The following is a 22,804-nucleotide window of genomic DNA, read 5'->3' as shown; positions in this document are numbered from 1 at the left end:
ACTGACTTGCGGCAAACTCTCCTCATTTCTTGATTTATCCTGTACAGATAATGACGAAATCCCACAACGGATAGCGCCGGACTACAGGAGCAACACCATGACTGACACGCAAGGCACCAGCACCCGCGTAGGGGTGGCCACCGAAGCGGACATCGACGGTATCGTCGCACTCCAGGCCGCCAACCAGATGGCCCGTGGCGGAATGTTGTCAGCCGAACTGCCGCGCTCACGGATAGCGCAGATGATGCAGGCGATGCCACTGATCGTGGCCCGCAACCGCAACGACATTACCGGCTTCCTGATGACCACGACCCGCGCAATGAATGCCGACATCCCCATCGTCAAAGCGATGTTCGAGGCGTATGAGGGAACGGGCGATGCCTACGTTTATGGCCCGATTTGTGTCGGCGCCAGCGAGCGCGGCAAGGGCCTGGCACAGAGCCTGTTCGCACAACTGCGCCTGCAGCAGCCGGGCCGTGAAGGAATTCTGTTTATTCGTGAAGACAACGAAGCTTCGCTCAAGGCCCACAGGCGAATGGGCATGAAGCAAGTGGCTGAATTCCAGTTCAATGGTTTTGTATATCGAGTGTTTTCATACATCGGGTAAAAGTACTGAGAGGAAGTGCAGTAGCCCACGACAAGTTACCGATCGTACTACAATCAAACAATCCATCGCTCACTGGTTTTTATATCGCGGCAAGTTGCCAACAGTGGTGAGTGTCAACTCAACAGCAAGGTAAGGAGAACAGCATGTCTGAACACTTCAAAAACCTCAGAGGCGACACCCCCTTTGGTGCAGCAAGCCCGCAGAATAGACGAGAGCTTGCCGTTGCCGCTGCTTTGACCTTGATCCAGTCCAAGGTCTTAAACTCAAGCGGCCCTGCCCAGCTTCAATGGGAGCTCGATAATCTGGGCAAATATGCCGATCAGATACAGGCCGCGCTTGAGGTTGAATGAGCGAGGGGACGAGAAATGCCAACGCGCAACTACAAGCCGCGCGCAGGCACTGACTGACAGTACAACTCATGACATCAAGCGGCCGCCCCCACTCGTGGAAGCTGGCGCATGCTCTCGATGACCTGGTTTGCCAATGGTGTAACCACAACAAGGGCATTCGGTACCCAGACACGCGGGCGGGCCGGCGCGCCGACGAACCAGATGCTCTCCTTGCCGCCAAAGCTCTCATGCGCACCGGCCATGCTCGGCAAGATAGTGATCGCATGCCTGCCCCGCTCGCCTGTCACGTCCAGCTCGACCCTGCCGTCATCGCTCATGACATACCTGGACTGGTAGTAGCCCGTGGCTGCAACAATGGTGTCAAAGCCATGCACCTCCCCACCCCAGCTGACATTCCATGCATTGGGGCGCCTGTCCGAGTAATCCATCGCGCTTATTTCACCGCCCTGTACGCAGAGAACACCGTCTTCAATGTACTTCAACAGTTTGCGGGCGTTGGGCAGTGCGAGTGCCGTGATGTACCTGTAAAGCAGACGCTCGAAGCGAGGGTGGAAAGAGCCGTCGAAATAGACGTCTTCCTTGTTGTGCACGCCGTTAATGGCATGCATGAAATCAACAACGTATTCCTGCCACTGGCTATCACCACTCTCTGCAATTTCGACTTCTTCCTTCAACCTGCCGAGAACAGTCGATGAATAGGAGAACTGCTGACTCCAGTCTTTGCCAATGTTCTGGCGCAATACCTTGGAGAAGTATTTGACGTACCTATAGTGCAGCGAAGGACTGTACGTCTTGCAGCCCTCCTCCCCTGGCGCCATGACGGATGCGATGTCTTCGCCAACGAATGCTGCCTTTGGGCTGCGCATGAAACGCGCACGTACGGCGGGGAACTCTCCCGACGGGGACAGCATGGTCACTTGATGCCCGTCGCGACAGAGAACGATCGCACTGTCGATGGCCGACAGTTTGCTGCCCATCACAAGCACACGGGATTTTTCAGGAATCATCGCCAGCATGCTGGCTTCAGGGTAAGGATTCTTGATGAAGCTCGAATGGTTGAAAAAAGGTTGCGCAACAAGCGGCAAACGAGGCGGCCCAAAGCCCGTGCAGAACACCACATCAGTGACCATCAGAGATGAGGACGGCACCTGAGGAGAGTCAACAAACTCCAGTTCATAGCGGCGGTGGCCATGAATCTTCAGGGCCTTGAACGTACTCGATACATATTTGACGACCACACCCTGCTCCCGCGCCATGGCGGAATACTGCACAAAGCGGTTCGCCAGGTATCGGCCCACCAAAAACCGCGGCACAAAGCTCTCGGCCGTAGAGGCGTAGCCTTCGCAACTCAAGTGTTCAAGAAAATCCAGGGGCACGTCGTGCAACACCGACATGGTATCAACCGAGGTATTACAGAGAATGTCGCGATCCGTATTCGAGAATGCTGTTCCCGGGCCGACGGGGTGCGGATCGATCATATAGATGGTTCGCGCAACACCCGCCCTGACCGCAGCGATGAAAGTCGCAACGCCGGCAGCTCCGGCACCGACTATGGCAAGTCTATTCATGGGATTGCCTCTGAAAAGAGTAAGAACACAGTGGCTGACCACACAGGCAAAGCCGCATTGATCATTTGCCAATGCTCAATGCGGCTTCACGCACGATTCACTACACCGCGCATGCCTCGATAATTGATACGTAGCAGCCCGTATCAATAGTGCGGTTCAAGCGCATATCGGCGCTTGCCAACAACTGTTCGAACTCTTTTTTGGTCCGTTCCCTGCCGCCTTCGTAGATACCCATGCACAACAGGTCCATCAACTTCCCGGAGTGCGGCGTGTTTCCCTCCGGAATAAGGGGATCCATGATGAGGATGCGTGCGCCGGGGTTCATGGCTTTGCGGATGTTCTTCAGGATCAGCGATGCCTGCTCATCAGGCCAGTCATGCATGATGTACTTGAGAAGATAAATATCCGCCTTCGGTGCGGACTTGAAGAAATCACCCGAGCTCAGTTCCCACCGGGAGTTGTCTGCCAGCTCACCCAGGCGGTTCCTTTCCAGAACGTGCGGCTGGTCGTACAAGATTCCGTGGAGGCTGGGATTGGTCTGCAGCACACGCAGCAGCAAACCGCCAAAGCCTCCCGCAATATCCGCAACGGTGGCTCCGTCAGGGAACTCATAACTGCGCACCAGGAAAATGTTCTCCACTTCCGACATGGAGGACATGCCGACGTGAAAATCCTCTGCCTGGGCACCCGCCTGCGACCAGTACTCGAAAAAGGATTTGCCATACAGGTGCCTGAACGGGGGATTACCACGGGCACTCTCGATCAGTTCACCGATGGGCCGCCAGAACGTCTCATCGGTAAGCATCAGCACAGCAGAACGCAGTGAATGATCAGCATCGGTACGCAGATAATCTGCGGCCGGCGTGAGCTCAAAAACACCGGGTTCAACCTCGCGAAAAATATCCCGTGTTGCGGTAACTCGCAGCAATCGCTGCAACTTCTGAGGCTCCGCACCCACGGCCTGCGCCAAATCCACCACTGACTTTGGCCCGTCGGCCAGATAATCGGCGACCCCAAGTTGTGCTACTGCCCGCAGGGCTGCCTGATAGGTATAACCCATCGTTTGATCCAGCAAGTGAAGTGCAGCATCTTCGTTCTTGAGTACCAACTGTGATTGCATTTGCTTCGTCATATATACCTCTATCCTTGAGTATTAATGAACTGCGTATCTTTGAATTAAAGATGCAATGCTTATTCGGTTTTTCCGAAGCCTGCTTACCTGCAGGGAGCCGGAGTGTAGTGCCACAAATAACAAACGCAAGTTTGTAATTACATCTGCTCAGGAAGCACAGCACCCAACGGGGCCGCACAATGATTTCTTTCCGACAAATGGCTAAGCTCAACCTGATTTATGACAGTTGTAATAAAAACAACGTACACAGATGGCGAGCTTCTCTTGCAACGCCCGTTGTAAACTGCGCGCTTCGCAAATTCACGACTACACTGACGCCTATACCGCGCACGCAAACAGTGTGAACAAAGCATGGTGATAGCGAACGTGGTTTTCATGCGGGCAATCATTGTGCTGGCGGCTATCGGGACGCTGGTGTAGACAATTCAATAAGCCCTCACCCCCAGTACAACGGCGTCAGTTCTTCAGGTGTTTATAAACTCGGAAAACCCGAACCCCGGTCAACGGGTCTTTTATCCACACACAAGAGGGTCCAGCCATTGGCAAACAACACGGTTCTGTAAATGCAATATCAGCGTTACTACCCTCCCTGTTTAAACAGGCAGCTTGCACACGCCTGCAACTTAAAAACCTTCAATAAAAACAAGAAGCCCGGCCGCCGACGGACTTCACTCTCAATGCAATAACCCCCTCTTCACAGAGACAGAAAGTGCAGAACACAAGTTACCTCAACCCTGCGTTCTTTTCGTAAACCCGATAACCATAAAGACGCACCCAGGTATCCAGATTCCGGGTATTGAAGTGGCGAGACCTACAGCAGACAGCGAGACCCCGACTACGAACAATGGCTGTTTGAATGCATTTTCCATAACGCAAAACCTCCCCAAAAATTAACCGTATTTATTAACAGCGTGAGCACAGAATCAGCATAAAGCAACGGAGAAACCTCGTAGATGAGCCTGCGCAAGTCGGCTTGCGCCTTCTGCGAAACAATGCAGGCGTCATTCAAGCCCGGCGTTCCCCGGGCAAAGTGACCATACAGCGGGATGGCTGCGCAGAGTAGCTGCACGCAAATAAATCTGCAGAAAACAGTGCAAGTTAGCGCGACCGAGCTTCACTTACCTATAAAGGTTCTTACTGAACAACCAGCGCCAACGACAGCCTGTCGCTAACTGCCCGATCCCTCACGGGAGGTCGCATCGGAGTGTGATCTGAGTAGCCAACGGCCGACATACGCCAGGCAGATCGTACTCCGATGCGTACACATCACTGCAAGCCAGTCCGCCATCATCCCGGGCCGAGCCAGGTGCCTTCATCAGCTCAAATGTTCACGACCGACGCCCTGAGGGCGCTGGATCTTGCCCTCAGATGTATCAGCGTGGCACCACCAGGATAATTCGCCAGTCGTCGACTCTTGTAGACGACTGGTCTAATTCTGGTTAAGCTGCGCCCACTATGAAGAAACCTGCTAATGAAATGCGCGAGCACATCCTTGATGTCGCCAGAGCGCTTATGACCCAAAAAGGCTATACAGCTGTCGGTCTTAACGAAGTGTTGAGCACGGCAGGCGTACCCAAGGGGTCGTTCTATTACTATTTTAAATCCAAGGAAGAATTTGGCCAGGCACTGCTTGATGAGTACTTTGAAGAGTACCTGTCACGTATCAGGCCGATTCTCAAGCAACAGGCGAGTGGAGCTGAAAGCCTCCTTAAGTACTTTCAGTACTGGAGCGAAACCCAGCATGACGACTCCGTCGACAACAAATGCCTGGTCGTGAAGTTGGGTGCTGAAGTCTGCGATCTTTCCGAAGTCATGCGTCAGGTACTAGAAAAAGGCACTGCCCGGATCATAAGTCTGATCACCGATAGCATCGAGCGCGGTGTCGAAGATGGCAGCATCGTTACCAGCGATAGCGTTGCGCTGGCTGAGTCGATGTACCAGCTTTGGCTGGGCGCATCATTGATGGCTAAAGTGAACCGATCTACTCAGCCATTTTTATCGGCGCTGACCATGACTAAAAGCCTGCTCGGTTGAGCGGCTTTTTTTTACCTCACAACTAGACGACTGGTCTACTAACATGAGTTCCCTTATGACTGACAACACTCTACGTACCGATCTGTTCGAACCCACCCATTTCGGGGCGATCAAACTCGCCAACCGAATCGTCATGGCTCCGGTTACTCGCAGCCGTTACACCGAGGATGGTATCCCCAACGAACTGCACGCTACCTACTATGCCCAGCGTGCATCAGCCGGGCTGATCATCGCCGAAGCGACCAACATCTGCGCCCAAGGTCGTGGTTATGCAGCTACTCCAGGCATCTGGAGTGATGAGCAGACTGCTGGCTGGAAGAAAGTCACCGATGCCGTACATGCCGAAGGCGGGAAAATTGTGTTGCAGCTGTGGCACGTCGGCCGTTTCTCCAGCGTCGAACTACAACCCAACGGCCAGGCGCCGGTCGCCCCCTCGGCAATCAAGGCACAAGGCAGTACTTACACCACCAAAGGCTTCGTTCCGGTGTCTACACCGCGCGCGCTGGAAACCAACGAAATTCCCGGCATCATTGAGCAATACCGCGTTGCTGCACGAAATGCCAAGCGCGCCGGTTTCGATGGGGTGGAAGTGCATTCAGCCAATAGCTACCTGCTCGACCAGTTCCTGCGCGACTCCACTAATCAGCGAACCGACCAGTACGGTGGTTCGATCGAAAACCGGGCGCGCCTGACGCTTGAAGTCACTCGGGCGGTGATCGAAATCTGGGGCAACGACCGTGTGGGCATCCGTCTGTCGCCGGTAACACCGGACGCTGGAAACACGCCTCCAGACAGCAACGTCATGGGTCTGTTCGGGCATCTAATCCCCGAGTTGAACAAGCTGAACCTGGCCTACATGCACTTCGTTGAGGGCGCTACGGCGACCAGTCGTGAAGTTCCCGAAGGCATCGATATGGATTACCTGAGCGGCTTGTTCACAGGGCCCTACATCGGTAACAACAACTACGACCTGGAAATGGCCATCGAGCGCCGCGCCCAGAACAAGATCGACGCCGTAGCCTTCGGCCGCCTGTTCATCTCCAATCCCGATCTGGTAGAGCGTCTGCGGCGTGGTGCAGCGCTGACCATCGCTCCGAGAGAGAGCTACTACGGCGGCGGCGCCAAGGGATACACCGACTGGCCGACTGGCAACTACTAAGGAACGTCGCACACCCCCCCCCGCGCCGACGCCCCCCATTTCAAACAGGAGCAACATCATGAGCAAGAACATCAAGACCGTTCCCACCACTGAATACGACGCAGTAATTGCGGTAGCTCAGAAGTACGTAAACGGCCTGCGCAACGGCAGCAGTGACGAAGTGGCGCAGGCTTTCCACAAAGATGCAGTCATGTACGGCTTCACCAACGGCGAGCTACTGGGCGGCCCCATTGCCAACCTGTTTGACTTCATCAACAAGAACGGCAAGGCCCCTGAAATCACCACCCGCCTGGATGTGCTGGCGATTACACCGACCACAGCCGTGGTACGCGTCGACATGGAAAATGACGCCATTGGTGCCGACTATAACGACTACCTGACATTGATCCGCGTGGATGGCGTGTGGAAAGTCATCGCCAAGGTTTACCACCAGTTCATCTAAACCATGCGGCTACAGTCTGCCAGGAGTACAGCAATGCCTTACTGAGAACTCCCCAAGGAACTATCTCCAAAGAGCTGCTGAGCATGGTGCCGTTACAAGCGAGCATTGGGCGTTCTAAAGCAGGGGTTTTGCAAAAGCTTTGCAAATCGCAGGCAACAAAAAAGGGCCCACCTTTCGGTGAGCCCTTCTAGACCGCCCAGCAGAGCGGATTTTGTTTGGTAGGCGCGATTGGACTCGAACCAACGACCCCCACCATGTCAAGGTGGTGCTCTAACCAACTGAGCTACGTGCCTGCTGTGGGGTCGCATTCTATAGATTTGCGGAGGGGTGTCAACACCTTTTTTGCAGCTAACCCTATGAATAGTCGAATTTTTTATTTTTACCGCAAAAATGCTCATCCGCAGGTGGCTGGCGGGCGGATTTCAACTCAGGTAGCATCGGGCTTACTCGTAAAAAATATAAAACAGAGGCTGCAGAATGTCGAACACCCCATATCCCCAGTCCTACTATGCGGCTTCAGCCAACCCTGCGCCTGAGCGCCCCGCCCTGCAGGGCGAGGTTGAGACCGACGTCTGTGTGATCGGTGCCGGCTACACCGGGCTGTCGAGTGCGCTGTTTTTGCTGGAGGCCGGGTTCAAGGTCACGGTACTGGAAGCCGCGAAGGTGGGGTTCGGCGCTTCAGGGCGCAATGGCGGTCAGATCGTTAACAGTTATAGCCGCGATATCGATGTGATCGAGCGCACGGTCGGCGCCAAGCAGGCGCAGCTGTTAGGCCTGATGGCCTTTGAAGGCGGCAAGATCATTCGTGAGCGCGTGGCCAAGTATCAGATCCAGTGCGACTTGAAAGACGGCGGTGTGTTTGCAGCCATTACCGCCAAGCAGATGGGCCACCTGGAAGCGCAGAAGAAGCTCTGGGAGCGTTATGGCAATACGCAACTGGAACTGCTGGACCAGCGCCGCATTCGTGAGGTGGTCGCCTGTGATCAGTATCAGGGCGGGCTGCTGGACATGAGCGGCGGGCATATTCACCCGCTCAATCTGGCGCTGGGTGAAGCCGCAGCTGTTGAGTCGCTGGGCGGGACCATTTACGAACAGTCACCCGCGATTCGTATCGAACGCGGCGCAAACCCGGTGGTGCATACGCCTGAGGGCAAGGTGCGGGCCAAGTTCATCATCGTGGCCGGCAATGCTTACCTGGGCAATCTGGTGCCCGAGCTGGCATCCAAGTCCATGCCATGCGGCACCCAGGTGATCACCACCGAGCCGTTGAGCGAAGAGCTGGCCAAAACGCTGCTGCCACAAGACTACTGCGTCGAGGACTGCAACTACCTGCTCGACTACTATCGCCTGTCCGGCGACAAGCGTCTGATCTTCGGCGGTGGCGTGGTGTACGGCGCGCGCGACCCGGCCAATATCGAGTCGATTATCCGGCCAAAAATGCTCAAGGCCTTCCCGCAACTCAAGGACGTGAAGATTGACTACGCGTGGACGGGTAACTTCCTGCTGACACTGTCACGTCTGCCTCAAGTTGGCCGTATTGGCGACAATATCTATTACTCGCAAGGTTGCAGCGGTCACGGGGTGACTTACACCCATCTGGCCGGCAAGGTGCTGGCCGAAGCCCTGCGCGGTCAGGCAGAGCGCTTTGATGCCTTTGCCGACCTGCCACACTACCCGTTCCCCGGCGGGCAACTGCTGCGTACCCCGCTGACCGCTTTGGGTGCGTGGTACTACAGCTTGCGGGACAAGTTCGGATTTTGATTTTCTGCGGGAGCTGGCAACCCGGCTCCCGCAGCATTTCAGTAGTGTGATTCCAGAGTCTTGATTGCCGTGGCGCCCGCCTGTTCCTGGCCCGAGCGTGACAAGTTGTTGGCCGCTTTCAACCAGCGGGCCTTGTCGACGTTGGCCGGCAACTGTGTAGGCGACAACATCAGTACCGCCCAGCCACCGGCGTCCATCCAGTGCGACTTGAACGTGTCGAAGTCCATCAACCGGCGTCGCTCCATGCCTGCACGCAGCATTACGGTGCGCTTGGTGCGGTTATAACCTACCAGCATCGCGTAGCGCGGCTCGGACCAGAGCGTGCCATCGCTAAAGCGCAGCATGACCGGGTAACCCGCCGCCACTTGGGTCAATAACGCCGACAGCGACCTGTCCAGCGGATACACCATCAAGCCGTAGCCGGCAGCCAGCTGCTCTATATTGCCCTGCAACGACGCTTGCTCTCCCGGCAGCTTCAAGGGTTTGGTCAGAAGACCCGGTGTTACCCTGACCTTTTGCTCACCGAGCATGGCCGCCAATGTTTGCGGGGCGCCTTGATGGGCATTGCCGCGAAAAAAGGGCACGCCATTGAGCTCGACCCTTTCCGGCAAGCTACGAATTTCAGGCGGCTCAACACTGGCACAGCCCACCATCGCCAATGTAAACAATGCCACCAGCCACAGTCGCGCCGATCTCAACCCAGTCACACCCTGCATATTCCCTCGCTTTGAATGAACGCCAGACCATCAGGCCCGCCTTGGCCGTCGATCATAGGGCGCCAACAAGGCAAGGTATAGCCTTAAGCCACAGCCCAATGGCCGGGATAGAGCAAATCAGTTAGTCCACCACGACCTTCGGTCAATAGACTGCAACACTGCTGCGACTAGACTGTCCTCTGCTTAGCGTGTGTTTGAGCCCGTAGGGGGCAAAGGAGGCACTGATGAGCCCGATACTCACTATTTTCCTGCTGATCACAGGCTGGCTGGCCGTTGCCGGCGCCATGCTCTGGGGCCTGATGCGCATTAGCCGCCATCACCACCCGCACGTGCAGCCAAAGCCGCAAGACATCCCTGAGAAACCGGTGACTGGCGCGGTAAACGCCCACTAACCCACAAAAAAGCCGCCCACCCCAAACAGGGTGGACGGCTTTTTAACAGCAACTTGCGTTTACTTCACCAGGGCAGCCTGGCGTTTTTCCCGAACCCGGCGCGCCAGAATGTTGAGTGTTTCAACCGTGGCGGAGAACGCCATCGCCGCATACACATAACCTTTTGGTACGTGGGCACCGAAACCTTCGGCGATCAGGGTCATGCCGATCATGATCAGGAAGGCCAGGGCCAGCATCACCACGGTCGGGTTGTCATTGATGAACTTGGCCAGAGGCTCCGAAGCCAGCAACATCACCAACACTGCCACCACCACTGCAATCACCATGATCGGCAAGTGCTCGGTCATACCGACCGCGGTGATGATGCTGTCGATGGAGAACACCAGGTCCAGCATCAGGATCTGCCCGATAGCGGCGGCAAAACCCAAGGTGACTTTCGACGACACGCTCTCGGTCTTTTCTTCTGACTGCGCAGACATGCTGTGGTGGATCTCGCTGGTGGCTTTCCACACCAGGAACAAACCACCGGCAATCAGGATCATGTCCTTCCACGAGAAGGCTTTGCCCAACACTTCAAACACCGGCGTGGTCAGTTGAACGATGTAAGCGATCGTGCCCAGCAAGCCCAGACGCAGAATCAGCGCCATGCCGATACCAATGCGGCGCGCCTTGGTGCGGTACTGCTCGGGCAGCTTGTTGGTCAAAATCGAGATAAAGATCAGGTTATCGATGCCCAGCACGATTTCCATCACGATCAACGTGGCTAAAGCGACCCAGGCTGCGGGGCTGGCAGCCAGTTGTAAAAGATATTCCATAGGTGTGTTCGGACTCTGCAGTAGGACGAGTTAAATAGCTTTGGACGAGTCTTTGTTTTCTTGCTCAGGCTGCTCTTTTTCGATCAGCCCGCCTGTGGCATCACTAAGCGCCTGTTCAGCCGCCTTGTGAGTGTCATCAATCGCCTGTTTGGCGGACTCAGCGGTTTTGCTCAACATTTGTTGCGCCGCTTTTTCTGCCTGATCGCAACCGGTCATCAGTATCAGGCCCGCCACCAACAGCACAGCAACACCTGTTTGTTTAATTTTCATGCTCATTACCCTCTATAAATCGACGGCCGCCTGAGCGGCTGCGCATGACGCGGAATTCTAGAGGGTCAAACACTTCAGTAAAATTCGTATTTTTAAGCGCTATACTTCGGTTTTTACGAACTGTTGAAGGGTCGATGCTCAATTACCGCCAACTCCATTACTTCTGGGTCGTTGCCAAAACCGGCAGCATTGTTCGCGCCTGCGAGCAGTTGAACCTCACGCCACAGACCATCAGCGGGCAAATCAGCCTGCTGGAAGACACCTATGGCCTCCCCTTGTTTCGGCGGGTCGGACGCCAACTTGAGCTGACCGAAACCGGGCGTCAGGTGCTGCCCTATGCCGAGCAAATTTTCCAGCTCGGCAGCGAGCTGGAAAGCATGCTGCGCATGGCGCCCACGGAGCAGCAAATTCTGTTTCGGGTCGGCGTGGCCGATGTGGTGCCCAAGTCGATCGTGTACCGCCTGATCGCCCCGACCATGGAGCTGGACAAGCCGATACGCATTACCTGTCGTGAAGACAAGCTCGACCGGCTACTGGCGGACCTGGCGATTCAACGTCTGGACCTGGTGATTTCCGACAGTCCGATGCCTTCCCACCTCGACATCAAAGGGTTTAGCCAAAAGCTGGGGGAATGCGGAATCAGTTTCTTTGCCACTTCAACGCTGGCCAAAGACTATGCCGAAAACTTTCCGCAGTGCCTGCAAGGTGCACCGCTGCTGATCCCGGGGCCCGAGACGGTGCTGCGCAGCCGCCTGCTGCGCTGGCTGGCCGAGCAACAAATACAACCGCGCATCGTCGGCGAGTTCGATGACAGCGCACTGATGCAGGCCTTCGGCCAATCCGGAATCGGCGTGTTTATCGCCCCCAGCGTGATTGCGCATGAGGTGATGCGTCAGTTTGATGTTGAACTGATCGGCCACACTGAAGCGGTCACCGAGTCGTTTTACGCCATCACCGTCGAACGCAAGATCCGCCACCCCGGCATCGTAGCGATCACCGAGGGGGCACGGCGCGAACTGTTTACCCCGCGTTAGCGCACACGGGGCCCGACCTGACGGTCATAAGCAGCAGCGCCAGCAAAATCGAGATCAGGATAAACCCGGCGGCGGCAAACCCCAGACTGCCCAAACCGTAGCTGTCAATCACCCGGCCGCCCACCATGGCGCCCAGACCGATCCCCAGATTGGCCCCGGCGATGTTCAGCGACGCGGCAAAGGCCGGGGCATGGGGCGCGACTTTCATCAGGCGCACATGACTGACCAGGAACATTGCCGCTTGTGTCACCCCCCAAATCCCCATCGCCGCCGCCAGGCCCAGGGTTGAATGGATGCTGGGGATCAGGGCCACCAGGCCGCCGATCATAAAGGCACAGAACACCATCGAGGCGATCAGCGGATGGCGGTCCACCATGCGCCCGCCCAGTGAGTTGCCGATCAGGCCGACGGCGCCAAAGCCCATCAGGCACCAGCCCACCAGCGTGCCGTCGAAACCCGCCAGCCGCTCAAGGATGTCGGCCAGATAGGTGTAAGCGGTAAACATGCCGCTGAACACCAGCACCGACAGCACGATATGCCCAATCATCAACGGGCTGCGCAACAGACCGAATTGCGAGCGCAGGGTGACGGTCTCCTTGATCACGTGTGTAGCGGGCAGGTAGATCCACAGCAGCAGGGCCTTGGCCAGCGCGACCACGGCCAGAATCCCGAATGCACTGCGCCAGCCCCATGCATCCGAGATCAGGGTGCCGACCGGGATGCCAAATACCGTTGCACAGACAATCCCGAAGCCGATTTTGGCAATCGCCCGCCCGGCGTAATCCGGGCCTACGATGTCTACCGCGGTTTCGCTGGCCAGGGCCCAGAACACCGGCAAGCCCAAGGCCGGCAGCAGCCGCGCAAAGGCCATGACCCAGATATTCGGCGCCAGGGCCGCCACGGTATTGGCGAACGCAAACATCAGCAAAATCGCGATAAACAGGGGCTTGCGCTTGAAGCGCGCAAAGTAAGCGGTCAAGAACGGCCCAAGGGCCGCAACCGTGAACGCGAACAGGCTCACCAACAAACCGGCCTGGGGCACGCTGACCTCAAGGTCACGGGCAATCGAAGGCAGCAGGCCAACGATGATGAACTCGGTCGTAAGCACGGTAAAACCGGCCGCCGACAGCAGCAGGATGGGCAACAGCATGAATAACTCCAGAAACAACGAGGCCAGCGAAAGCCCATAAGGCCCGCTGATTTGAAGAAAAAAGGGGATGCGCAATAGTAACAGAATGATTCGCCGGGAAACCACGTGAGACCGGACAAGTTCGATCACAGATGTGGCAGATTGCCCCTGCGTAGGAAAGCACCTACATCTCTATGATAAAGTTAGCCCCCCGCCGACTTGCGTCGATCAGCCTGCCCCCTTGCCGCTGATCGCCCCATAGTTTTTTCAATGCACTGCCCAGAACAACTAGAGAAACCCTATGACTGATGCTCCACCTACCCTGCTGCACAAGCTCAAGAGCACCAGCCTGGTGACCCAGATCGTGATGGGTCTGTTCGCCGGTATTTTGCTGGCCTGGCTTGCGCCCTCCGCAGCGCTCTCGGTGGCCTTTATCGGCAAGGTGTTTGTCAGCGCCTTGAAAGCCGTTGCACCGATTCTGGTCTTTGTTCTGGTGATGGCATCGATTGCCAACCACAAGCACGGGCAAGAAACCCATATCCGCCCGATCCTGGTGCTGTACCTGTTTGGTACCTTTGCCGCCGCCGTCGTGGCCGTTGTCGCCAGCATGCTGTTCCCGTCGACCCTGGTGCTGGTGACTGAAGACATCGCCATTGCCGCGCCGGGCGGTATCAGCGAGGTGCTGCAAAGCCTGTTGCTGAGCGTGGTCGATAACCCGGTCAGCGCACTGATGAACGCCAATTTCATCGGTATTCTGGCCTGGGCCATCGGGATGGGCATCGCCATTCGCCATGCCGGTGACACCACCCGCACCGTGCTCAGCGACCTGTCCAATGGCGTCACCGTGATCGTGCGCGTGGTCATCCGCTTTGCACCGTTGGGCATTTTCGGCCTGGTGGCTTCGACCCTCGCCACCTCGGGCTTTGGCGCCCTGCTGGGCTACCTGCACCTGCTTACCGTGCTGATCGGCTGCATGCTGTTCGTAGCGCTGGTGGTCAACCCGCTGATCGTGTTCTGGAAACTGCGCCGTAACCCGTACCCACTGGTGTTTATGTGCCTGCGCGAAAGCGGGATTACCGCGTTTTTCACGCGCAGTTCGGCAGCCAACATCCCGGTGAACATGGCCCTGAGCGAACGCCTGGGCCTGCATGAAGACACCTACTCGGTCTCGATCCCGCTGGGCGCCACCATCAATATGGCGGGCGCGGCGATTACCATCACGGTATTGAGCCTGGCCGCCGTGCATACGCTGGGGATTGTGGTCGACATTCCGACTGCCATTTTGCTGAGTGTCGTGGCAGCCGTGTGCGCCTGTGGCGCATCGGGTGTAGCGGGAGGTTCGCTGCTGTTGATTCCGCTGGCGTGCAGCCTGTTCGGCATCCCGAGCGAAATTGCGATGCAAGTCGTGGCCGTGGGTTTCATCATCGGCATCCTGCAAGACTCTGCAGAAACCGCGCTCAACTCGTCCACCGACGTACTGTTTACTGCCGCGGCCTGCCTGGCCCAGGAAGACAAAGCCCTGCAACAGGGCTAAGTCAAAACGGCTTCAGGAGCGCCCGGGCGGGCAGCTCCTGAAGCCGTCACATGGCGCTTGCTTAGAACGCGCCCATGTAATCGCGCTTGCCGACTTCAACGCCGTTGTGGCGCAGGATCGCGTAAGCAGTGGTCACGTGGAAGAAGAACTGCGGCAGGCCGTAGGTCAGCAGGTAAGCCTGGCCGGTAAAGCGTTTTTCTTTCGGCGTGCCCTGACGGGTGATGATTTCGATGCCTTCCTTGCCGTCGATTTGCTCAGGCTTGATCCCGTCAACAAAGGCCAGCACCTTGCTGATCAGTGCTTGCAGGTCAGCAAAAGTCACTTCGCTGTCGTCGTACTTCGGCAATTCAATTTCAGCCAGACGGCCCGAAACGCCCTTGGCGAAATCAACGGCGATTTGCACCTGACGCACCAGCGGGAACATGTCCGGCGCCAGACGGGCCTGCAGGAACACGCTCGGGTCGATGTTCTTGGCCGTCGCGTGAGCTTCAGCCTTGGTCAGAACACCGCTCAGGGCGTTGAGCATTTGCTTGAACACGGGGATGGAAGCGGCGTACAGGGAGATAGTCATTTAAGTCTCGACAGTCTGTGGGCGGGAATGGGATGTGGGGCGATTATAGACACGCCTGTAGTCTTGCGGTGTATCAAGATCAACCATCACCCATTCACTGGCGACCGCTACCGCCATGACCCTGTCGCGGTACTGATGCAAGAGCCCCCGCGCACCTTCGTCTCCCGCAGACTCTCTGAGCTGCCGCACACAGCCCGGCGCCCACAGCACGGGGTTGCCGCGCTTGCCGTTGAACGCCGGCACAAAACCCATGAAGTCCGGATAAGCGTGAAACGCGTCAACCAGTTGATCGATCACGCCGGCAGTGACGCCGGGCATGTCCGCCAGGCAATAAAGCACGGCCTGCTGGCTGCTGACCGCCTGTGCCCCCGCACGCACCGACGCGCCGATTCCTTCTGCGAAGGCCTCATTGAACACAAACTCCACCGCCAGATCGCTCAGCACCTGCCGAACGTACCCGGCTTCATGCCCGACGACCACCAGCACTTTCTGACAGCGGGACGCCAGCGCTGCCAGGACAACGTGCCTGACCATCGGCTGCCCCTCGATTGCCAGGAGCAATTTGTTCTGCGCCCCCATCCGCCGGCTCATGCCTGCCGCCAGCACAACCGCCACAACCGGCGTGTCTGGCAGGCCGTTCAATTGCGCCCGCCCCCTGCAACCTTTAGCGGCTCAGGCAGTGCCGTGAGATGAACCTGTGTCGCTTCATGAATCGTGGTCTTGCGGTACTTCAACATCCCGCCCTGACGCTGGTTAAGGCACGCGCTGATTTCACTGACGATGGCCAGGGCGACACTCTCTGGCGTATCGCCGCCCAGATCCAGGCCCATGGGGTAGTGGACTTGCGCCCCAGCGGGCCCGGCCCCGATATCGTGAAGCAGGCGTTCCGTGCGTTCTTTAGGCCCCAACTGCCCGACATACGCCGGCGCGCAGGCCAGGACGCTTTTGAGCCAGTGCCGGTCTTGCCGATAGCTGTGGGTCATGACCACCACCGCCGCGCCGTCCACCACCGCCTTCAAATCGAACACCTGATCGATGGGTTCGACCAGCACGTGCCTGGCGCCAGGGAAGCGTTCGGCGCGGGCAAAATTCGCCCGTCCGTCCACCACATGCACCTGCCAGTTCAATTCGGCGGCAAAGCGCACCAACGGCTGGGCGTCGTTGCCCGCACCAAAAATCACCAGCCTGCGCTGCGGTGCGATGTACTCAAGCAACACCTCAACGGCGCACGTTCCGCTTTCGTAGATCATCCGTGACGACTTCTTGCGCTCAAGGGTCGCTAGCAAATCCGCCTGAACCTTGCTTGCAAGGACTTCACAGTCAAACCCTTCACTCATACGCGACAGGGCACTCAGCCCCAGCCGGGCACCTATTTTCACGCGACGCTTGTCATCGGTCGACAACACAGTCGCCAGCGCTGCGGGCTGCCCGCTGGCGCGTACACCGTGCAGCAGCGTGTCCAGCAGCGATGGCTTGCCCGCTTCGCGGCGCTCAAGCAGCACATGCACCGTACCGTTGCAGCCCAGGCCAAATGTCAGCTCCGCGCCCTCCTCGTCGAGGTCATCATCGTCCTGCGCCGCCGTGCTGTAGCAGCGGATCACCGGCTCCCCCGACTCGGTCAGCCACCAGGCTTTCCTGACCAGTTCCTGTTCAAGGCACCCCCCGCTGACCGTGCCCACTGCCTGGCCGAAACGCGGTATGAGCATCCTTGCGCCGGGGCGTCGATACGCTGAACCTTCAACCTTGACCACCGTGGCCAGGACCACATCGACATTGCTTCTGTCGGCGTGATCCAGCGCATCAAGCAAGCAATACACATCAGACATAACCGCCGCTCCCAGTCTTATTCCGTTATTTGCCGTACCATCGCCTGCAATTTCTTCGTTATCAGCAGCGCCACACGTCATCGTGGAGGACAACAGCGTGAACAAAAAAACCGGGGTTCGGGCCCACCAGGCCGACCTGACCAAAGCGCGAATTCTCAAGGCCGCCATTACCGTGTTCGCCCGCGACGGCTATGCCGGCGGGCGCATTGAGCAGATATCCAAAGAAGCCGAGTCCAACGACCGGATGATTTATTACTACTTCTCCAGCAAGGAGAACCTGTTTGTCCAGGTGCTGGAGCACACCTACGAAGCCTTTAACCAGGCCGAGAGCCTGCGCCGCCCGGACCTGTCCAAACCGGTCGAAGCCTTGCGCCAGCAGGTGGCGTTTTTCTGGAATTACTACGTCAAACACCCGGAGTTCGTGGCCATTCTGACCATCGAAAACCTGCACAAAGGCAAACACGCCAAGCAGTCGCACGAAATGGGACGCCTGTCGGCCACCACCGTGGGCGTGATCCGGCCAATCATCGAAGCGGGCCAGCGCCAAGGCATTTTTCGCCAGGATGTCGACATCAACCACGTGTATTTGATGATCGCCTCGCTGTGCTATTTCTATAACTCGAACCAACACACGCTCACCTCATTCCTGGGTCAGGACCTCGCCGATCAAGGCCAGCAGCAAGACTGGCTGGCGTTCATCAGCGACCTGGTCATACGCGGCGTCATGACACTACCGGCCGTTGCTACGGATCAATGAGTGCCCGGGTTGGCCCGCACGTGCGCCACCTTTTGCTGCAACCCCTGCCACGCAGGTTCGGCCGGGGCAAAACGGTTGCGCAGGTACGCCGCCAGCTCGCTGATTTGGCGGTTCGACAGGCTGTCTTTGAAGCCGGGCATGTAGCCAAGGTCTGCCGTTGCGGGCGTCGGGATGCCCTGCAAGATCACTTTCAGCAGGTTGTCGGGCAGCGCGCTGTGCACGTTGCTGTTGCTGGCCAATGACGGGCTGACGCCAAACAGTTTTGGTCCCAGGCCGTCCGCATGGCAGGCCTGGCAAGCACCCTCGAAGACTCGCTGGCCATTGCTCAACGCCACCGCATCAACACTGGGGTCGGCTTTCGGCTCGGACGCGGGAGCGGCCTGCGCATCCGTACTCAGCGAAGCCAGGTACACCGCCATGGCCCTGCGGTCGGCATCAGGCAGCTTTGCCAATTCGCTGACCACCGGCCCCATGGGCCCGGCCGCTACCCCGTGGGCATCGGAGTAACCGGTACTCAGGTAGGTGAACAGCTGATTTTCAGTCCACGGCGTCGGCGCCTTGGACAAGCCATTGAGCGCCGGAGCCTCCCAGCCATCTACCATGCCCCCCGCCAGAAAGGACGCGCCGCCCTTCTGCGCGCCCATCACGTTGCGCGGCGAATGGCAGGCCGCACAATGCCCCAGGCCATTGACCAGATAAGCGCCGCGATTCCATTGGGCACTGCGTTGGGGTTGTGCCTTGACTTCACCCGAGCGCAAAAAAATCGCATTCCAGCCCGCCATCAGCGGCCGCATATTGAACGGGAACTGCATGTCGTTGGCCTTGGCCGGCTGGCTGACCGGCGCCTGTGACATCAGGTAGGCATACAGCGCCTGCATGTCGGCATCGTCAATATTGCGAAAAGAGGTGTAAGGAAAGGCCGGATACAAATGCTTGCCATCACGGCTGATTCCCTCTCGCATCGCGCGCTCGAACGCCGTGTAAGACCACTTGCCGATACCGGTTTCGGGATCGGGAGTGATGTTGGTGCTGTACAACTTGCCAAATGGCGTCTGCATCTCCAGACCGCCCGCATTGGTCACACCGTCCGGGGCGGTATGGCAGACCGCGCAATCACCCACCGCCGCCAGCAACCGCCCGCGTTCCAGGGTGGCCGCCGACCAGGTACCCAATGCAGGCGGAACAATGGGGGCGATTTCTGCACGCCAGGGCAACGCCGTAGCGGCCATACCGACCAAGGCGCCAAACCCGGCAACCAACGGCGCAAACCACCACTTTGAGCGCTTGGGTTTTATCTCTTCGGGAGGTGGCGCTGCCGCTTCCTGCGAATGCTTGAGCGCAGCCAGTACACGCTCCGAGGTAATCGGCAGCTCCCGAAATCGAATGCCGGTGGCATCAAAAATGGCATTGGCGATGGCGGCCGCACTGGGCACACCCGCCGACTCACCGGCCCCCATGGGCGGCTCGTGCTGACGCGGCATCATCAACACGTCGATTTTCGGCACCTGCTTGAACGTCAGAATCGGATAAGCGCCCCATTCCTTGCTGCTCACGGTGGACTCTTCGAAGGTCACGCGCTCTTTCAGGACGCGGCTGGTGGCCTGAATCACATTGCCGTGTATTTGATGCTGCACCCCGGCCGGGTTGACCATCATCCCCGCATCATGGCCAATCACCACCCGCGTGACCGACACTTCACCGCTGAGCCGATCAACCGCCACATCCGCAACCCACGCCGCCCATGCCGCCCCAAAGCCGGGGAACTTGCTATGGATGTAGCGGGCGTAGGCGAAACCGCGGCCACGCAAGATATTGTCCTGCTCCGGGGTTTGCATGGGCTCGGTACGCGCCACCCAGTCGGCACGTGCGGCCGTCGCCCTGACCAGCTCCGAAGCCCGATCATCGTGCAAATAGCGCAAGCGGTATTCGACAGGGTCAACCTTTGCGGCGAAGGCCAATTCATCGATATACGATTCATGGGCAAAGGTATTGGGCAACGCCGACACTCCGCGCATCCACGACGCCCGCACGATCGGCGACATGTCGTTGATCGTTACGCGCATGTGCTCGAAATCATAAGGCGGGATCGAGGTCCGATCCCCCATTTCGAACATCGCCGCCACCGGCTCCACGCGTCCTGTCAGCAGCAAGGCCAGGGTCGGCGCACCGTTGGAGGGGTAACTGGTTTGAAAGTCATAACCGGCCACACCGCCGTCGGCATTGATCCCGCCGTCCACTTCCATCAACTGCGCCGAGCCCTTGGGCTCCCACACATGCTCCTGCTCGCGGGTCAGTTGCACCCGCACCGGCACCCCCACAGCCCGGGACAACAGCAACGCATCGGCACACACGTCATCCGCGCAATTGCGCCCATAACACCCCGCCGCCTCCATGCGAATAATCTCAATGCGCTCTTCCGGATACTCCAGCAGCCAGGCCAGGTCCGCGCGCAGTAGATGCGGGTTTTGCGTGCCGGACCACACCCGTATCTGCTCAGGCTGATAATCCGCCAGGCCACAGGACGGGCCAATGGAGCCATGGATCTGATAGGGCCACAAATAGGTGCGAGGCATGCGTTCACTGGCCTGCGCCAATGCCTGTTCCACATTGCCCTTGTCCAGCACCACACGCTGTACCCGCGGGTTGTCGCGGATCGCCTGCTCGACATCATCCATGTCGGGCAGTTTTTGATTCCAGGCTTTCCAGGTTATTTTCAGCGCCTGGGCGGCCTTCACGGCCTGCTCTTCACGCAGGGCAACCACGCCCACAAAGTCGCGGATCACCACCACTTTGACGATGCCCGGAATATGCGCGATGGACGACTCGTCCACCTCCAGCAGGCTGTTGCCGACAAACTCGCCACTGTCCAGCCCGGCATAGGGCGGGCGGATCACCCGGCCATGCAGCATGTCCGGCAGGCGCATGTCATGCACATAGATCAGCTCGCCCGTGGCTTTGGCGGGGATATCCACCCGGGCCGAGGCCTTGCCCACCAGTCGATAGTCTTGCACCGCCTTGAGCGGTGCATCCCCGGAAATGCTCAGCACATGGCGCTCGTTCCCGACCAGGCTGGCAAACGAACGCTCGCGGCCGTCGGCGCTTTTGATCACGCCGTTTTCCATCAGCAAGGCATCCGCCTCTACACCCAGTTGCTGCGCGGCCCGGGCCAGCAAAAAACGCCGCGCTTCAGCGGCTGCGTTGCGCAAAGGGATCGCCGTGATCTGAATGGTGGCGCTGGCGATGGTTGCGCCCTGATTCGGTGCGCTATCGGTATCCCCCAACACCATGCACACCTGCTCCAGTGCCAGATCCAGTTCTTCGGCCACGATCTGCGCCAGTGAGGTACGAATCCCCGTGCCCAAATCCACATGGCCGTTAAACCCGTAGACCTGGCCGTCATCGTTTACCGCAATAAACAACCCCAGCTCCTTGGGCTTGAGCACCGGCACACCGCCTTTGGCCACCGGGCCCGAGGGGGGCTGGATCTGATCGACGATCAGCAAAACGCCAGACTTGGCCAACAACTGATCACGGGTGAGCGTGGTAAGGGTCATAGTCATCAATCCGTTCAGGGCTTTGGACGGGCGGCAAGCATGACCGCACGCATAATTTCGATATGGGTGCCGCAGCGACAGAGGTTGGCTGACAGTTCGTTTCGAATCTGTTCTTCGCTGGGGTGGGGGTTGCGATCAAGCAATGCCTTGGCGGTCATGATCATGCCGTTCATGCAGTAGCCGCATTGCGCCGCCTGCTCATCAATAAACGCTTGTTGGACCCGGTGCGGATGCTCGCGGGTGCCGATGCCTTCAAGGGTGGTGATGGTTCGCCCCTCGGCCCCGGACAGGGGGAAAACACAGGAGCGGGCAGCCACCCCGTCAATGATCACCGTGCACGCACCGCACTCGCCCAGGCCACAGCCGTATTTCGGGCCGTTCAGCTGCAAATCATTGCGCAGTACCAGCAGCAAGGGCGTATCAGCCATTGCTGTAACCGCAACCCGCTGCCCGTTGACTTGAAGTGTTACCGTTTTGACAGGCGCAAGGGTTTGATCGCTCATGCAAGGCTTCCCCGGGTAGCAACGTCCGCACTGTTTGAGCGGATCTTATTAAGTGTTTACTTCATGAAAAGTGCGTAGCAAAGCCCTGCGCTTGCAGGGCCTCTGTTACCGCGGCATTGATGAAGTAACTACTTCATCAAATAAAGGCAAGAACAATGCCAAGGGGCTTGGGAAGGGTTAATCGGCGCTTTCATCGACCATTTTGCGCAGCAAATACAGCATCGCGACCCGTTCGGCCGGGTTGAGCCTGCTCATGGTCAACTCGCTCACTTGTGCGGCATGGGGCTGGGTTTCGCGCACCAGCTGCTCACCTGCCTCGGTGAGGCTGACGATGACCTTGCGCTTATCGTGCTGCGCAGGTTTGAGGGCAATCAGGTCGCGTGCCTGAAGGCGCTCGACTATCCCGCGAATGGTCGCCTGATCCACCGCCGTGGCCTTGATCAGCTCACTCAGGGAACTGGGCCCGTGATCATGCACTGCGCACAGGGTAATGAACTGCACGGCGGTCAATTGTGAGTTGCCGATGTTCTGCTGAAAAATGGCCATGTTGCGCTGGTAGGCCTTGCGCAATAAATGACCTACCTGCTCGGAAAAGTCGTATGTCACAGGACTGCCTGGTTTTTTGTCTGTCGTATCCGGCACAGCGGCCT

The 22,804-nt window shown here is 58.1% G+C and carries 22 protein-coding genes and 1 tRNA gene; 10 read left to right on the top strand and 13 right to left on the bottom strand.

Annotation, left to right across the window (positions count from 1 at the left end; translation table 11 throughout):
* The first annotated feature begins 97 nt into the window (after positions 1-97).
* Together BLW11_RS12685 and BLW11_RS12680 are read left to right on the top strand one after the other, a co-directional pair.
* Positions 98-607, top strand: a complete 510-nt coding sequence (locus BLW11_RS12685; protein ID WP_193790158.1) for a GNAT family N-acetyltransferase — start codon at positions 98-100, stop codon at positions 605-607.
* 143 nt (positions 608-750) lie between these two features.
* A complete protein-coding gene (locus BLW11_RS12680; protein ID WP_048358409.1) occupies positions 751-957 on the top strand; it encodes a hypothetical protein in 207 nt (68 codons plus the stop codon).
* A gap of 74 nt (positions 958-1,031) precedes the next feature.
* On the opposite strand, the gene BLW11_RS12675 is transcribed toward BLW11_RS12680, so the two are convergent.
* Together BLW11_RS12675 and BLW11_RS12670 are read right to left on the bottom strand one after the other, a co-directional pair.
* Positions 1,032-2,525 carry an FAD/NAD(P)-binding protein gene (locus BLW11_RS12675; protein ID WP_048358410.1) on the bottom strand — a complete coding sequence of 498 codons (1,494 nt, stop codon included), beginning with the start codon at positions 2,523-2,525 and terminating at the stop codon, positions 1,032-1,034.
* Positions 2,526-2,625: 100 nt separating this feature from the next.
* Positions 2,626-3,657 carry a methyltransferase gene (locus BLW11_RS12670; RefSeq protein WP_206540730.1) on the bottom strand — a complete coding sequence of 344 codons (1,032 nt, stop codon included), beginning with the start codon at positions 3,655-3,657 and terminating at the stop codon, positions 2,626-2,628.
* Positions 3,658-5,112: 1,455 nt separating this feature from the next.
* On the opposite strand from BLW11_RS12670, the gene BLW11_RS12665 reads away from it, so the two are divergent.
* Genes BLW11_RS12665 through BLW11_RS12655 form a run of 3 tightly spaced genes read left to right on the top strand, consistent with a single transcriptional unit; the run spans position 5,113 to position 7,292 of the window.
* The gene (locus BLW11_RS12665; RefSeq protein WP_074836777.1) at positions 5,113-5,691 is read left to right on the top strand and encodes a TetR/AcrR family transcriptional regulator; all 579 of its coding nucleotides are present in this window, start codon (positions 5,113-5,115) and stop codon (positions 5,689-5,691) included.
* A gap of 55 nt (positions 5,692-5,746) precedes the next feature.
* A complete protein-coding gene (locus BLW11_RS12660; protein WP_048358412.1) occupies positions 5,747-6,850 on the top strand; it encodes an alkene reductase in 1,104 nt (367 codons plus the stop codon).
* A gap of 58 nt (positions 6,851-6,908) precedes the next feature.
* The gene (locus tag BLW11_RS12655) at positions 6,909-7,292 is read left to right on the top strand and encodes a nuclear transport factor 2 family protein (protein ID WP_048358413.1); all 384 of its coding nucleotides are present in this window, start codon (positions 6,909-6,911) and stop codon (positions 7,290-7,292) included.
* Positions 7,293-7,508: 216 nt separating this feature from the next.
* Here the strand turns inward: BLW11_RS12655 and BLW11_RS12650 are convergent.
* A tRNA-Val gene (locus BLW11_RS12650) sits at positions 7,509-7,585 on the bottom strand.
* 184 nt (positions 7,586-7,769) lie between these two features.
* Here BLW11_RS12650 and BLW11_RS12645 point away from each other — a divergent pair.
* A complete protein-coding gene (locus tag BLW11_RS12645; RefSeq protein WP_048358414.1) occupies positions 7,770-9,053 on the top strand; it encodes an NAD(P)/FAD-dependent oxidoreductase in 1,284 nt (427 codons plus the stop codon).
* 38 nt (positions 9,054-9,091) lie between these two features.
* On the opposite strand, the gene BLW11_RS12640 is transcribed toward BLW11_RS12645, so the two are convergent.
* Positions 9,092-9,769: a lipoprotein gene (locus tag BLW11_RS12640; RefSeq protein WP_048358415.1), complete on the bottom strand. Its 678-nt coding sequence runs from the start codon at positions 9,767-9,769 to the stop codon at positions 9,092-9,094.
* Positions 9,770-9,993: 224 nt separating this feature from the next.
* Between BLW11_RS12640 and BLW11_RS23985 the strand changes: the two genes are divergently transcribed.
* Positions 9,994-10,161, top strand: coding sequence for a hypothetical protein (locus tag BLW11_RS23985; protein ID WP_162837859.1), 168 nt, complete (start codon positions 9,994-9,996; stop codon positions 10,159-10,161).
* A 59-nt stretch (positions 10,162-10,220) separates the two neighbouring features.
* Here BLW11_RS23985 and BLW11_RS12635 read toward each other — a convergent pair whose 3' ends face one another.
* Together BLW11_RS12635 and BLW11_RS12630 are read right to left on the bottom strand one after the other, a co-directional pair.
* Entirely contained in the window at positions 10,221-10,976 is a 756-nt protein-coding gene (locus BLW11_RS12635; protein ID WP_048358416.1) for a TerC family protein, read from the bottom strand.
* 30 nt (positions 10,977-11,006) lie between these two features.
* The gene (locus BLW11_RS12630) at positions 11,007-11,246 is read right to left on the bottom strand and encodes a hypothetical protein (RefSeq protein ID WP_048359494.1); all 240 of its coding nucleotides are present in this window, start codon (positions 11,244-11,246) and stop codon (positions 11,007-11,009) included.
* A gap of 134 nt (positions 11,247-11,380) precedes the next feature.
* On the opposite strand from BLW11_RS12630, the gene nhaR reads away from it, so the two are divergent.
* A complete protein-coding gene (nhaR, locus tag BLW11_RS12625) occupies positions 11,381-12,280 on the top strand; it encodes a transcriptional activator NhaR (RefSeq protein ID WP_048358417.1) in 900 nt (299 codons plus the stop codon).
* On the opposite strand, the gene BLW11_RS12620 is transcribed toward nhaR, so the two are convergent.
* The gene (locus BLW11_RS12620) at positions 12,267-13,430 is read right to left on the bottom strand and encodes an MFS transporter (RefSeq protein WP_048358418.1); all 1,164 of its coding nucleotides are present in this window, start codon (positions 13,428-13,430) and stop codon (positions 12,267-12,269) included. The genes nhaR and BLW11_RS12620 overlap by 14 nt on opposite strands.
* A 280-nt stretch (positions 13,431-13,710) precedes the next feature.
* Here BLW11_RS12620 and sstT point away from each other — a divergent pair, with 280 nt between their 5' ends.
* A complete protein-coding gene (gene sstT, locus BLW11_RS12615; RefSeq protein ID WP_048358419.1) occupies positions 13,711-14,943 on the top strand; it encodes a serine/threonine transporter SstT in 1,233 nt (410 codons plus the stop codon).
* Between the two features lie 61 nt (positions 14,944-15,004).
* Here sstT and BLW11_RS12610 read toward each other — a convergent pair whose 3' ends face one another.
* From BLW11_RS12610 to BLW11_RS12600, 3 genes are read right to left on the bottom strand one after another with little or no spacing between them, the layout of a single operon-like run.
* On the bottom strand, positions 15,005-15,514 hold the full coding sequence (locus BLW11_RS12610; protein ID WP_010656139.1) for a DUF1993 domain-containing protein: 510 nt from the start codon (positions 15,512-15,514) through the stop codon (positions 15,005-15,007).
* Positions 15,515-16,156 carry a nucleotidyltransferase family protein gene (locus BLW11_RS12605; RefSeq protein ID WP_082136230.1) on the bottom strand — a complete coding sequence of 214 codons (642 nt, stop codon included), beginning with the start codon at positions 16,154-16,156 and terminating at the stop codon, positions 15,515-15,517. It lies immediately after the preceding gene.
* On the bottom strand, positions 16,153-17,340 hold the full coding sequence (locus tag BLW11_RS12600; protein ID WP_048358420.1) for an XdhC family protein: 1,188 nt from the start codon (positions 17,338-17,340) through the stop codon (positions 16,153-16,155). The genes BLW11_RS12605 and BLW11_RS12600 overlap by 4 nt, the downstream gene beginning before the upstream one ends.
* A 97-nt stretch (positions 17,341-17,437) precedes the next feature.
* On the opposite strand from BLW11_RS12600, the gene BLW11_RS12595 reads away from it, so the two are divergent.
* Positions 17,438-18,097, top strand: coding sequence for a TetR/AcrR family transcriptional regulator (locus BLW11_RS12595; RefSeq protein ID WP_048358421.1), 660 nt, complete (start codon positions 17,438-17,440; stop codon positions 18,095-18,097).
* Here the strand turns inward: BLW11_RS12595 and BLW11_RS12590 are convergent.
* The 3 genes from BLW11_RS12590 to BLW11_RS12580 form a co-directional block, all read right to left on the bottom strand.
* Positions 18,091-21,651 (bottom strand): molybdopterin cofactor-binding domain-containing protein, encoded by a 3,561-nt coding sequence (locus tag BLW11_RS12590; protein ID WP_048358422.1) that lies wholly within the window; start codon positions 21,649-21,651, stop codon positions 18,091-18,093. The two genes, BLW11_RS12595 and BLW11_RS12590, sit on opposite strands and share 7 nt — an antisense overlap.
* 14 nt (positions 21,652-21,665) lie before the next feature.
* Complete coding sequence (locus BLW11_RS12585) at positions 21,666-22,154, bottom strand: (2Fe-2S)-binding protein (RefSeq protein WP_048358423.1); 489 nt, start codon at positions 22,152-22,154, stop codon at positions 21,666-21,668.
* A gap of 177 nt (positions 22,155-22,331) precedes the next feature.
* Positions 22,332-22,796 (bottom strand): MarR family winged helix-turn-helix transcriptional regulator, encoded by a 465-nt coding sequence (locus BLW11_RS12580; protein WP_048359496.1) that lies wholly within the window; start codon positions 22,794-22,796, stop codon positions 22,332-22,334.
* Between the last annotated feature and the right edge of the window lie 8 nt (positions 22,797-22,804).

It is taken from the genome of Pseudomonas deceptionensis (assembly GCF_900106095.1).
In the GTDB taxonomy this organism is placed as follows: Bacteria; Pseudomonadota; Gammaproteobacteria; order Pseudomonadales; family Pseudomonadaceae; genus Aquipseudomonas; species Aquipseudomonas deceptionensis.
This window is presented reverse-complemented; position numbering and strand designations above follow the sequence as displayed.